Origin of the sequence: Bradyrhizobium sp. LA6.1 (assembly GCF_040547805.1) — a bacterium.
Classification (GTDB): Bacteria; Pseudomonadota; Alphaproteobacteria; order Rhizobiales; family Xanthobacteraceae; genus Bradyrhizobium; species Bradyrhizobium barranii.
In genome coordinates, this window is record NZ_JBEPQK010000004.1 from 35,986 (window position 1) to 48,474 (window position 12,489).

12 protein-coding genes are annotated in these 12,489 nt (G+C 62.9%); all 12 read right to left on the bottom strand.

The window, feature by feature from the left end:
• Positions 1 to 83: 83 nt before the first annotated feature.
• Complete coding sequence (locus ABIB99_RS10720; RefSeq protein WP_354175765.1) at positions 84 to 665, bottom strand: flavin reductase family protein; 582 nt, start codon at positions 663 to 665, stop codon at positions 84 to 86.
• Positions 666 to 697: 32 nt separating this feature from the next.
• Positions 698 to 1,534 (bottom strand): ATP-binding cassette domain-containing protein, encoded by an 837-nt coding sequence (locus ABIB99_RS10725; RefSeq protein ID WP_063981197.1) that lies wholly within the window; start codon positions 1,532 to 1,534, stop codon positions 698 to 700.
• A gap of 7 nt (positions 1,535 to 1,541) precedes the next feature.
• Entirely contained in the window at positions 1,542 to 2,348 is an 807-nt protein-coding gene (gene ssuC, locus ABIB99_RS10730) for an aliphatic sulfonate ABC transporter permease SsuC (protein ID WP_063981196.1), read from the bottom strand.
• Positions 2,345 to 3,511 carry an FMNH2-dependent alkanesulfonate monooxygenase gene (gene ssuD, locus ABIB99_RS10735; RefSeq protein WP_063986101.1) on the bottom strand — a complete coding sequence of 389 codons (1,167 nt, stop codon included), beginning with the start codon at positions 3,509 to 3,511 and terminating at the stop codon, positions 2,345 to 2,347. Before ssuD ends, ssuC begins: the two co-directional genes overlap by 4 nt.
• A gap of 8 nt (positions 3,512 to 3,519) precedes the next feature.
• Positions 3,520 to 4,482, bottom strand: a complete 963-nt coding sequence (locus tag ABIB99_RS10740) for a sulfonate ABC transporter substrate-binding protein (protein ID WP_354175769.1) — start codon at positions 4,480 to 4,482, stop codon at positions 3,520 to 3,522.
• A gap of 38 nt (positions 4,483 to 4,520) precedes the next feature.
• Positions 4,521 to 5,471 carry a sulfonate ABC transporter substrate-binding protein gene (locus tag ABIB99_RS10745; protein ID WP_354175770.1) on the bottom strand — a complete coding sequence of 317 codons (951 nt, stop codon included), beginning with the start codon at positions 5,469 to 5,471 and terminating at the stop codon, positions 4,521 to 4,523.
• Positions 5,472 to 5,849: 378 nt separating this feature from the next.
• On the bottom strand, positions 5,850 to 6,293 hold the full coding sequence (locus tag ABIB99_RS10750; RefSeq protein ID WP_354175772.1) for a hypothetical protein: 444 nt from the start codon (positions 6,291 to 6,293) through the stop codon (positions 5,850 to 5,852).
• Positions 6,294 to 6,374: 81 nt separating this feature from the next.
• Complete coding sequence (locus ABIB99_RS10755; protein ID WP_354175774.1) at positions 6,375 to 7,541, bottom strand: cytochrome P450; 1,167 nt, start codon at positions 7,539 to 7,541, stop codon at positions 6,375 to 6,377.
• 220 nt (positions 7,542 to 7,761) lie between these two features.
• Positions 7,762 to 9,000 carry a hypothetical protein gene (locus ABIB99_RS10760; RefSeq protein WP_354175775.1) on the bottom strand — a complete coding sequence of 413 codons (1,239 nt, stop codon included), beginning with the start codon at positions 8,998 to 9,000 and terminating at the stop codon, positions 7,762 to 7,764.
• Positions 9,001 to 9,337: 337 nt separating this feature from the next.
• Positions 9,338 to 10,213 carry a L,D-transpeptidase gene (locus ABIB99_RS10765; RefSeq protein ID WP_063981191.1) on the bottom strand — a complete coding sequence of 292 codons (876 nt, stop codon included), beginning with the start codon at positions 10,211 to 10,213 and terminating at the stop codon, positions 9,338 to 9,340.
• A 346-nt stretch (positions 10,214 to 10,559) separates the two neighbouring features.
• Complete coding sequence (locus tag ABIB99_RS10770) at positions 10,560 to 11,483, bottom strand: dienelactone hydrolase family protein (protein WP_187387926.1); 924 nt, start codon at positions 11,481 to 11,483, stop codon at positions 10,560 to 10,562.
• A 149-nt stretch (positions 11,484 to 11,632) separates the two neighbouring features.
• Positions 11,633 to 12,421, bottom strand: coding sequence for a helix-turn-helix transcriptional regulator (locus ABIB99_RS10775; RefSeq protein WP_354175777.1), 789 nt, complete (start codon positions 12,419 to 12,421; stop codon positions 11,633 to 11,635).
• Positions 12,422 to 12,489: the final 68 nt, after the last annotated feature.

The following is a 12,489-nucleotide window of genomic DNA, read 5'->3' on the forward strand; positions in this document are numbered from 1 at the left end:
GCCGTCCCGGACGGGGCGGCTCAGGGCGCTTCTAGAGCGATGACGGGGAAAAGGCCAGCCTGCGGCCCACCCTAGCGCAGCGATCAAACGCCGCGCAGGCCGCGGGCGGGAACGCTGACCTCGGCGAGCCTCGCCGCGTCTTCGTCCTGGTCGACCGCCACATACTGGCCGTGCCAATAGGCCAGTGCAGCATTGCGGGTCGAATTCCTGACGCTCCTGACGCGCCCGATGACGATGCCGTGCGAATGGCGCTCGACGATCTCCTCGACCTCGCAATCGACCGCAGACAATGCACCGACCAGCAGCGGAACGCCCGAGACCGCGGTGACCCACTGGCTGCCCGCAAAGCGATCGGCCCCCTTCAGCCCGCCCTTGCCGGCAAAACGCTCGGCGACGTCCAGCTGGTCAGCCGCGAGGATGTTGACGCCGAAGGCGCCGTAGCGGCGGATCAGCGGGAAGGACGAGGCATCGCGGTTGATGCTGACCAGCAGCGTCGGCGGTTCGACCGCCAGCGAGGTCACCGAGGTCACCGTCATGCCGGTAATGTCCTTGCCCCGCCCGGCGGTGATGACGCTGACGCCGCCGGTGAGGTGGCGCATGGCGCCGCGGAAATCGGCGGACGAGACGGCAGTTTCAGTCATGAGATCGCGAGGCACTACATTCATGGCATGGTCCCCGAAGCGGGGTTCCCCTGTATTTAGGTACGATCGTCCGCCGACAAAAGATGGCTCAGGATCGAGCCTTCGAGGCTTGCGAGCTCGGCGGAACCGCGTTCGCGCGGCCGGGCGGTGTTAACCGTAACATCATGGGCAATCCGGCCCTCGTCGATCACCAGCACCCGGTCGGCCAGCGCGACCGCCTCGGCGACGTCGTGGGTCACCAGGATCGCGGTAAAGCCCTGGTCGCGCCAGACCCGCTCCAGCAGCCGCTGCATCGAGATGCGGGTCAGCGCGTCCAGCGCGCCGAGCGGCTCGTCGAAGGCGAGCACACGCGGATGGGAGACCAGCGCACGGGCGAGCGCAACGCGCTGCTTCTGGCCGCCCGACAGCACCGACGGCCACTGATCACGCTTGTCGGTCAGCCCAACCTCGGTCAGCGCCTTCTCGGCGCGCGCATGCGCATCACTGGATGAGCGATTACGGCCGAGACCGACCTCGACATTGGAGAGCACCCTCGCCCAGGGCAGCAGCCGCGGCTCCTGGAACATCACGCGGATGTCCTCGGGCTGGACATCCTGGCCGAAGCTGATGCTGCCGGCCTCGAACTTTTCCAGGCCGGCGATCAGCCGCAAGAGCGTGCTCTTGCCGCAACCGCTCTTGCCGACGATGGCGACGAACTGGCCGGCGGGAATGTGCAGGTCGATGCCGCGCAGCACCTCGTTGTCGCCGTAGGATTTGCGCAAGCCACGGATGCTGAGCGGCAGGCCTGTCGTCTGCGCCGGGCGCTCCTCGCGCACGACGCGTGCCTGCGGCACGAAATTGGCGCGGCTGGCGAGCTCGGTTTCGGGAAGGGCCGTACGAAGAGCTGTCTGCATGTCACTCTCAGCGTTTCTGGAAGGCGGGGTGCCAGGAGAGCGTCAGGCGCTCCAGCACACGGGAGGCGCTGTCGGCGAGCTTGCCGAGCAGAGCGTAAATCAGGATCGAGAGCACGACGACGTCGATCAGCATGAACTCGCGCGCCTGCATCGCCATGTAACCGAGGCCCGAGGAGGCCGCGATGGTCTCGGCGACGATCAGGGTGAGCCACATGATGCCGAGCGCAAAGCGGATGCCGACGAAGATCGAAGGCAGCGCGCCCGGGAAGATCACCCGGCGGAACAGCTCGCTGTCGGTCATGCCGTAGATGCGGCCCATCTCGATCAGCTGCGGATCGACGGTGCGGATGCCGTGCAGCGTGTTGAGGTAGATCGGGAAGAACACCCCGAGTGCTACCAGGAACAGCTTTGCGCTCTCGTCGATGCCGAACCACAGAATGACCAGCGGGATCAGCGCCAGATGCGGCACGTTGCGCACCATCTGCAACGTGGTGTCGGTGAGCTTGGCCGAGAGCTGCGACAGGCCGTTGGCGAGACCGAACGCGAAACCGATGCCGCCACCGATCAGGAAGCCGATCGAGGCACGCCAGAACGACACCCAGATGTTGCGGACGAGCTCGCCGGAGAGCAGCAGCTTCCAGCCCGCGAGCACGACGTCGCTCGGCGCCGGCAGCACGCGCACCGGCACGAAGCCGGTGACGCTCGCGACCTGCCAGACCGCGATGATGGCGAGCGGCACGATCCACTGGATCAGGCCGTCAACCCGCGGCAGGCGGAAGCTGCGCGGAAGTGAAACGCTGTCAATCAGGCTCATGACTCGGACACTCGCTGCTGCGGACGGTAATCGCTGCCGACCGTTTCGCCAAAAGGACCGCCATTGAAGTGCAGTTTGGTCACGTTGCTCGGCTGCTCCAGCGAGAGCAGCGGGAATACTAGCTCGGCAAAGCGATACGCCTCCTCCAGATGCGGGTAGCCCGACATGATGAAGGTATCGATGCCGATGTCCTGATACTCCCTGATGCGGGCCGCCACCGTCTGGGCGTCGCCGACCAGCGCCGTGCCGGCGCCACCGCGCACGAGACCGACACCGGCCCACAGGTTCGGGGCGATCTCGAGCTTGTCGCGCTTGCCGCCATGGAGCTGCGCCATGCGCTGCTGGCCGACGGAGTCCATGCGGGCAAAGTTCTTCTGCGCCAGCGCGATGGTGTCGTCGCTGACATGCCTGATCAGCTCGTTCGCGGCGCGCCAGGCCTCTTCGTTGGTCTCGCGAACGATCACGTGAAGACGAATGCCGAAGGAGAGCTTGCGGCCGCGCGCAGCTGCGACCTCCCTCACCTTCGCGATCTTCTCGGCAACCAGAGCCGGCGGCTCACCCCAGGTGAGATATTTGTCGACGGCGTCGACGGCGACGTCGATGCCGGCATCGGACGAACCGCCGAAATAGAGCGGCGGCCGCGGCGACTGCACCGGCGGAAACAGCAGCTTGCCACCCTCGACATGGATGTGCTTGCCCTCGACATTGACGGTCCTGCCGGCGAGCAGGTCGCTATAGACACTGAGGAACTCGCGGGTGACCTCGTAGCGCTCGTCATGGCCGAGGAAAATGCCGTCGCCCTTGTTCTCGACGGGATCGCCGCCGGTCACGACATTGACAAGGAGCCGGCCATTGGTGACGCGGTCGAGCGTCGCGGTCATGCGCGCCGCCACGCTCGGCGATTGCAGGCCGGGGCGGACAGCCACGAGGTAGCGCAGCCGCTCGGTGAACGGCGCAACCGAGGAGGCCACGATCCAGGAATCCTCGCAAGATCGCCCGGTCGGCAACAGCACGCCGTAATAACCGAGCTGGTCGGCGGCCTGCGCGATCTGGCGCAGATAGTTGAAGTTGACCTCACGGCCGCCGATGCCGGTGCCGAGATAGCGGCCGTCGCCGTGGGTCGGCAGGAACCAGAGGATGTTGGTGTTGGACTGCTTACTCATGTGCTTGCTCACGATCCTGGTTTCCGGGCCACGTCGGAAATCTTGATGGATTTGGGGATCAGGTTGAGCGCGAAGAACGCATCCGCAACCTGCTGCTGATCGGCGATGACGGCATCGGTGATCGGCCTGATGCCGTAGGCCTGCCGCTTCAGCGCCACCTCGACCACCGGGACAGACAGGCCGATCGCCGGCGCGAGCTGCTCGGCAACCGCGTGGATGTCGCCCTCGGCCCAATCGTCGACCGAACTCAGCTCAGCAAGCACGGCGTCGACGATCTTCGGGTTGGTGTCGAAGAATTTCTTCGAGGCGAAATAGAACTGGTAGTTGGCGACGATGCCGGTGCCGTCGGCGAGCGTGCGCGCGCCGGTGGCGGCTTCCGCGGCGGCCTGGAACGGATCCCAGATCACCCAGGCATCGACCGCGCCGCGCTCGAAGGCGGCGCGCGCATCGGCCGGCGCCAGGAACACCGGCTCGATCTCGGAATATTTGACGCCCGCCTTCTCCAGCGCCTTGACCAGGAGATAGTGGACGTTGGAGCCCTTGTTGAGCGCGACCTTCTTGCCCTTGAGATCGGCGACCGATTTCAGCGGGCTGTCCTTCGGCACCAGGATCGCCTCGCCCTTCGGCGCCGGCGGCTCGTAGGCGACATACTGGATCGGCGCGCCCGCGGCCTGCGCGAAGATCGGCGGGGCCTCACCGGTGTTGCCGAAATCAATCGCGCCGACATTGAGCGCTTCGAGCAGCGGCGGGCCGGACGGGAATTCGGTCCACACCACCTTGTAGCCGTCGGCGGCGAGCTTCGGCTCCAGCGTGCCCTTGCTCTTGAGCAGCACCAGCTTGCCGTATTTCTGGTAACCGATGCGAACCACCTTGTCTTGTTTGTCCTGGCCGTAGGACGTGCCGACCGCGGCGGCGACGATGCCGATCGACAGCACGATGGCGGCGATCAGACGTTGAACGATGCGCCTCATGTTCAGACCTTTTGATATGGGGAGATTGGTCGGCACGATCAGGTCGCCGCGCTGCGCCAGACGATGTCGCGAATGACGACCGGCTTCGGGATCAGGCCGAGCTTGTAGAAGCGGTCGGCGACGCCCTGCTGGGTCACGACGATGTCGTCGGTGACGGGGCCGACCACGAAGTTGGCGCGCTCGGCCGCAACCGTCTGGATGTCCAGCGGGACGCCGGTAACTGCGGCGAGCCATTTGGCGACCTCACCGCGGTGCTGTTCGGCCCATTTTCCGGTCGCGGTCGTCACATCGACGATCTGCTGCAGGATGGAGCCGTGGTTCTTCGCGAACTCGCGGTTGGCGATGTAGAAGGAATTGGTCTTGGTGACTTCGCGCGCATTGATCAGGATGCGGCCGCTCTGCTTGGTCTCGCCGATCGCGAAATAGGGATCCCAAATCGCCCAGGCCTCGATGCTGCCATTGGCGAAGGCGGGACCGGCATCGGGCGGCGTCAGATAGACCGGGGTGATGTCGGCATAGGTGAGACCGGCCTTCTCCAGCGTCTGCACCACGACATTGTGCGCGCTGGACCCCTTGGTGAAGCCGATACGCTTGCCCTTCAGGTCGGCGATCGAACGGATCGGCGAATCCTTCGGCACCAGGATGCCCTGGCCGTTGGTGATGGGCTGGCCGGCGGCATAGACGATCGCGGCGCCCGCGGCCTGGGCGAACACCGGCGGGGAATCGCCGACCGAACCGAAGTCGACACTACCGACGTTCATCGCCTCCATCATCGGCGGGCCCGAGGAGAACTCGACCCATTTCACGTCGATGCCTTGCGGATTGAAATGCTTTTCCAAGGAAGCCTGCTGGCGCGTGATAACCAGCACGCCTGTCTTCTGGTAGCCGATACGAATTTCCTTCACCGCGCCCTGCGCGTTCGCGCGCGAGGCAAATGCAGCGGCGGCCGCAGTTCCAACGGAGAGCTTGAGAAAGTCACGACGCTGCATTCCACACTCCCGGCCGCCTGCGGCCGTCATTCCCTTGCGTTGCAGGAATGATGGTGCGGGTCAGCGGAGGTGTCGAGACGCCACGGGAAATAGCGATGCGAGCACTGCGCGCGTGGCGAAGCGCATGATTAATCTTTCAAGCGGCCGCGCTCATGCAGAGGGATTCTTTTCCGCACGCGAATGTGAGAGCCGTGGGAATCCGGCCGACGCTCGCAGCGCCCAAACATAAATTGTCGAAAACAACCCCATGCACAGTAGCCGACCATAGTCCGATCAATGACTTACGCATTATCCGAAGTTAGTTTTGACACGTCGGGCAAAACAGGCGCATGATGGCATCATGGCAGTGTGTGGATCGGGGCCTCCGACAAGGCGCGGTCAGTGCTCGCGCACCCAGGGATCGGACGAGAAATAGCAATTCTCGAGCACCATGCGATCCCTGGCGCGGAAACTGACGCGACATCGACGCCACACCTTTGTCTGACGCTTGCCGTCGTCTGACGTATCGACGTCGGAGATCCACACGATCGGCCGTCGCCAGTGGTAACGTCCGTCCCGATCCCAACCGTCGCAACCGCCGCGGCCGCATGCGATGTGGACACTGGTCATCGTCCCATCTGGCCTGAAGCACCAGGTCCGCGAACCCCACTCCTTGCCGGGCGGCGTCTGGGCGTAAGGCACAAGCGAGGTCTGCGTCCAGCAGCCGGAAATGGAGGACGGTCCGGCGGCGCGCGCCGGTACGACGACCAGCAACGCGATCAGCGCCGATGCGGCAGCCAGAGACGATTCAAGCCACGGCTTGGGCCAGAACTGGATGGACATGACGCCATATGTGTCGCCGGGGAACGATGCGGTTCAATCGTCCGACGACACGAATTCGCCGTCACGGCGACCGTCGTCTGGTCAGTGCACCCACCTCACCGGCAGGTTCTGCAGGCCGCGAAACGCCCAGCCGCCGATCCGCACTGGCTCATCGTCGGCAAGTTCGAGACGACTCGCCCTCGCGAACACCGTCGGCAGCGCGACGTCGGCAATCATCGCACGCGAGGCCCAGGCGCCGGCGCAGAAATGCGGGCCGGCGCCGAAGGCGACGCTCTTGGAGGTGTCGCGCCGCACGTCGAACTGGTCGGCGCGCTCAAAATGCTTCTCGTCGCGATTGGCGGAGCCGAACATCAGGAACACGCGCTCATCCAGCTCGAAAGAGACGTCACGGATGCTCCACGGTTTTGCGATGCGCCGCGGCGACATGCCGATCGGCGAAATCCAGCGGGCATATTCCTCGAACGCCTCGAGCCAGGTCACCTCACCCTTGCGCACGAGATCGAATTGCTCAGGATGGCTCAGCAGCGCCCACACCGTGCCGGCGATCGCCTTGCGCGGCTCGTTCTGGCCGCCAGAGATCGCGAGTTTTACATTTGCGCGCACGCTCTCCATCGGCATGCCCGCAGCAAGGAGTACGCCGAGGATACTTTGATCGGGATGCTTGCGCATCACGGGCAGAATGTCGTCGATCGCAGCATCAATGCCCGACGTCGCGGCATGACAGCGCGCCTCGACCGCGGGGTCGCCGGTGTAGTTCGCGATGCCCTCGATCATGCCTTGCGACCACGCGTCCATGTCCTGGAAGCCGATATTGGTGAGGCCGGTGATCGACTTCAGGCATTCGCCGGAAAACGGCAGCGCGAAGTCGCGCATGAAATCGATCCGCCCCGGCTCGATCGCACCGATGATGCGGTCGGCATGGGCCTGGAACAGCGCGGTCCAGTGCGCCTTCACCGTCCTCGGCGACACCGTCGGAAACATCGCGCGCCGCTCGACCTGATGCGCCTCGCCGTCCTTGCGCATCATGTTGTGCCCCATCAGCCGGTTCATCAGGCCGGCGGGCTGGTGCGAGGAGAACACGTCGATCTGCTTCTCGGAGATCGAGATGTCGTCGCGGCTCGCAAGCAGCGTCGAGCCGAGCTGCGGCACGAAGGCGATCGGCGCTTCCTTGCGCATTTTTGCGAGCATCGGATAGGGATCGGCCCAGAACGAAGCAGGGTCGATGTCGATGCGCGGCGCGGTGCTCAAGCGTTGCTCCCCTGTAATTTCCTCGATCCCTCAAGTTACCGTTTTCGGAGGCGTCTGTCTGTCCCCAGCGATTGGGACAAGCCGGCAAAGATTCAGCCAAGCATCGCGAAAGAATCGGGCCGCCGTAAGGACGGTCTGTATGGCCTGCGCCTACAGCTTCTCACGGCCGGGGATCGAGCCGCCATCCGCGAAGCCCACGCAAAGCATCTACCGATCGCGTCTAAGGGCCAGGGACGGACGCGGCCTTATCAAGCGAAAATCCACGACTTCGCAGAATCGTTTGGATCGTCTTGTCGTGCTGATTCAGCTTTGCGGCGGCAAGCACCTCGGCTGCAAACGCCTTTGGCGCGCTGGTCTTGGACGGGTGGTCCAACAAAGACCACCATGCCTTCATAAGAATCGGATCGATCACATCCCCAGTTAGTCGATTGCGCATTTCCCAGAACGCACCGCCCCAAATCTCGCCGGTAGTCCAGGGATCATCTTTCAAAGCCTTTGTCGTCTTGAACTTCAGCCTGTTGTCGAGGCAACGGAGATATGGCTGACCCGGGCGGATGATCTCAGCGGAAATTTCACCTACCCGTGGGTTGTTCAAGAAGCTTGCTGGAAAGTAGTCGGCAAGACCCGACTCGATCCCGGCGAAGTTTCCCGTCCATGGATTGTTGGTTTTGGACGTTAGAGCGTGATGGCTATATTCTCGCAAGGCCACAAAAACATCGCGGGCGATCCTGGAGTCAATTTCGAGCGTGTTGTTTTGGTACCGGGCATACTGCCCGGGCACCGCACCAATCTTGATCTTCGCCTGAACCAAGTCGGGCGGCGAACCAATCTTGTCGAGGTAAGCAATGTATGCCTCGAGTTTTCCCTGTAGCTCGGTTTGAATGTCGGCCGTCAGATCAGTTGTAGCCTCAAAGGCAAATCGTCCCGGCGATGGTAGCGACGGACCTTTGCCCGGCTGCCGACGATCAAGATATTCTCGAAGAGAGATTGCCTGGTCCTTCTCAACGACCAAGCCTGCTCCGAGCAAGAATTCCAAGTTCTTGGCCGCGGCTTCCGTGTCGCCGGTCTTGATCATTTCAAGAATGCGCGTGGACTCCGCCTTGCTTGTCTCAAGCTTTAGCTGGGTCCTCCCGTTGAAAAAGGTGACCAAGAGGTTTCCCAATGCAGCCAGAGCGGCGGCGCAAATCGCGACAAAGAGAGGATTGAACCATTTAGAGCTGACTTGCTCGCCTTCCCGAAGCGAAAGCTCCCGCTCCTTTAGAGCAAGCTCGCGCACCCGCATCTCACGTTCGTCGCGCCATTTTTCCTTGTCGAGTTCAAGCCGAAGGGCCTCAGTACTCGGCTCGTTCTTGGCTGCCTGTGCAAGGCTTTTGGAATTCGCAAGGGCAAGGACAAGCGCCGCGATTGGCAAAGCCGCCACCGCACCGGCTAGTTGCGTGACAAACTCGCGACGTCTCATGTCGGGACTCGCTCCTCTCAGGAGTTGACAATGCGCGCGTAGATCTGTCTGCGAAATGCCTCACATTCCGAGGGCCGTAAGCGAGGCATTTGAAACCTAAGTCTTCCAATTCAAATGCCGGCCTTACCCGTCACCCCTCGATAGGGCGGGGATGATACGATGCTATCCCAAGTCATCGAAGCGATAAACCGCTCGCTTTAGTCGATTCGCGATTCCCCGACGGCGGACATCGGCAAGCGCATGAGCGAACGTTCGTTAAGTGCCCGCAACTGACTTAAACGCGACGACTTGAATTGCCTCCTTGTCCTCGGTTGCAGACCGAGGACCGAGGACTGACTTACCGAGCTTCGGCGATCTTCGGTCCGGATGACAACATCTGCGCGTTAGCCGCCAGGGGCCGCTTCGACGGCGATGCCGGGTCCGGCAGCCGGAAAGCGGCGTCGGCCGGCGCTCCCTGGGAGGGCCTGCGGGCTGCGGTTGCCGGAAGCACGATCACTTTCGCTCCGATCTTCACCCGCTCGTAAAGGTCCGCGACGTCGTCATTGGTCAGCCGGATACAGCCGGACGAAACCTTCTTCCCGATCGTATCGGGATTGTTGGTGCCGTGAATGCGATATTCGGTCTCGCCGAGATACATCGCCCGGGCGCCGAGCGGATTGCCCGGACCGCCCGCCATGAACCGCGGCAGATAAGGCTGACGCGAGACCATTTCCACAGGCGGATGCCAATCCGGCCATTCTGCTTTGCGGGCCACAGTCTGCTCACCGGACCATGTGAAACCTTCGCGGCCAACACCGATGCCGTAGCGCATCGCCTGCCTGTCGTTCAGAACGAAATAGAGGAATGTGTTTCCGGTATCGATGATCACGGTGCCCGGCGCCTGACGGCTGGCGTAGTCAACCACCTGCCGGACAAGTGCTCCGGGAACGCCAGCGTCGGCTTTGGGTGGTTCGACCAGAGGGGCCGGGATCGGAGCCGGAACCGGAATCGCAGCCGGAGCTGGCGCTGATGCACGAACTGGAGTCGACACGTAAACCGGAGTTGACGACGCCTGGGCCTGTTGTGCTGACGGTTTTCGTATCGGTTGCACGTCCGCCGGGCTAGACAGCAAGCTATACCCCACGACGGCGACGGCCACGGCGCCAATTGCGACTCTCGCGGCCATGGGTATTGCGAGGGCCTCTGCCTTCTTACGTTTGGCCCGCTTACTCATGTCTTTCCCCAGGTCACCATGCCTGGAAGAGGTACCCGGCAAGATTTAAGAAACTTCGAAGCGATGTCGCTCAGAGGGGAACCGTTGGCGATGGTTAACGCCCAACTCTTGTTCGGCGACGTGAAAATTGGGCGTACCGCTTGATATTGAGGTTGCGATGCGGACGACGCGCTTCTCATCGCGGAACGAGTCGGGGTCTGAATCGCCGGGCGGAGCGAACGCGCTCCGCTCCTTCATTGACGGCGGCTTCGGGCCACGAGCGGAAGTCGTTCAGGCGGACTTCCCGCATCTATCCGCCGCCATTCGGCCGTCGTCGCATACCTACAGGCTGTGCGACTCCGCGCGGTCAGTTTTCCGCTTTCTTGGCCTCGTTCAACGCACTAATGATTGCCTTGATGGTGCCTTCCGCAGCCGCGGCATTGTATCCGACATGGTAGCCATGGAAAACGTGGATTGGCTCGTGATCTTCGAAGCTGTGGTTCGCCCCCTTCCACAGCACCGTCTTCACGGGAATCGACCGCTTGCTCTCGGCCATCTGGCCGCAGAGGATGGGGCTGGTCGCCTCGTCCTTCTCTGCTAGGAAGAGATGGACCGGGGCGTAGAACTCGACGTTCTTCATCAAATAACAGGACGGCTGCATCGCGAAGCCGCCCGCGAACATGTGCTCGTGCAGGTCGCCGATCGCCCGGTTCATGATGATCAAGGTCGTGGTCGCACCGTTGCTGCGGCCAAGGACGTAGACCCGCTTGGGATCGGCGATCTTCTGTCCGATGAGCCAGTCCAGCGCCGCATACGCATCGTCAGCCCGGCGCCGCGCCCAAGTCAACTGGCTGGGATCCGAGCAGACGCCGTCGGGTCCCAATCCCCGGCTGCCGAAGCTGTCGAGCAGGAGAACACCATAGCCTGCTCCGACCAATCTGCCGCCGTAGTCACGCCCCCATTTCCTCTCGACCCGGCCGAACCCGTCGCAGCCGTGCAGCATGATCACGAAGGGGTCTGGTCCCTTGGCGCCCTGCGGCCGTATAATGTCCGCCGACAGTTCGCCCTCGGCCTTTACCTTACCCTTTTCCTCGACGGTGCCATCCATGAAGTTTTTCGACCTGCCGTCGATGTATTCGTTGCCGGGAATCCAAGGCAGGGACTGCGCTGAAGTATGCCAAGGTATCTTGACCATCTCAGCACGCGCAGATGAGAACGACAAAACAGCGACTATTGAGAGTATGATTTGCCTCATTGGAAATTGCACCTTTGCCCCCTTGATTCTGGTCAACACCATATCCGACTTGGGAAAGCGTAAGTATCCTTGAAGAGGATTCGCGCCGCGGATGTCGGCCTTGGGTCAAAAGGCGACGACCCCGGAGGGCCGGCTGCGCGTCGGCTTTGCTCTCGGAAGCAGATATCGTGGATCTAGAGTCCCCTTTAGTTCAGGTGGCCCGGCCCCGAGAGCAAGCCCAGCACGATCGCAAACAACTCGTTCTGCGAGGAGATGCCGAGCCGCTCATAGGCGCGCTTGCGGTAGGTCAGGGTCGAATGCAGGCTGATGCCCAGCGCTTGCGAGATCGCCTCGGAGCTGAAACCGAGCAGGATGCGGCGGCAGACGTCCTGCTCGCGCGGCGTCAGTGCGGAGAGGGGCGCGCGCGTTGCGAACAACGCGGCGAGGTTCTGGTCGGGCGTCGCGGTGGCCGCCTGCTGGAAATGACGCGCAACGCTGGCGCCAATCGCAGGCGCAATGGTCTGAAGCCGCGCACGCTCGGCGTCGCCAAAGCGGCCCTGGGCGGTGATGCGGTAGAAGTTGACATAGAAGCAGGTGTCGCCGACCCAGATCGCTGTCGCATATTTGTCGACGATATCAGAGTCGTTGAAGAAGATTTTCCGGTATCGCGCGCCATACATGCGCGGCGCGAACGACGGCAGCATGATCGGCGCGCTGCCCTCGCCTTCGAACAGCGCATCACGATTGGGATCGGATTCGTGGAACTGACCGGCATAGGCGGCGCCGAGATCGCTACCGATCGGGATGTTGCCGGCGTCGAGCAGACAGCTCGCCGCGCCGGTGCGCGTCAGGGCGAACACCATGCAATGGCCGACGCCGGCCTGCCGGCGCAACGTGTCGATCAGGACATTCGGGAAATCAGGTCGGCCGATGGCGAGCACCGCCGGCGCGATGTTGTTCGCCGCTGGAGTTGAGGCCATGCCGTGGGGCCGCATCGGTTTCCTCCGCAAAAGTTCTTTTGGCGGACGATATCAGCAGCCGGGTTTGACCGAAAGTCGGAGAC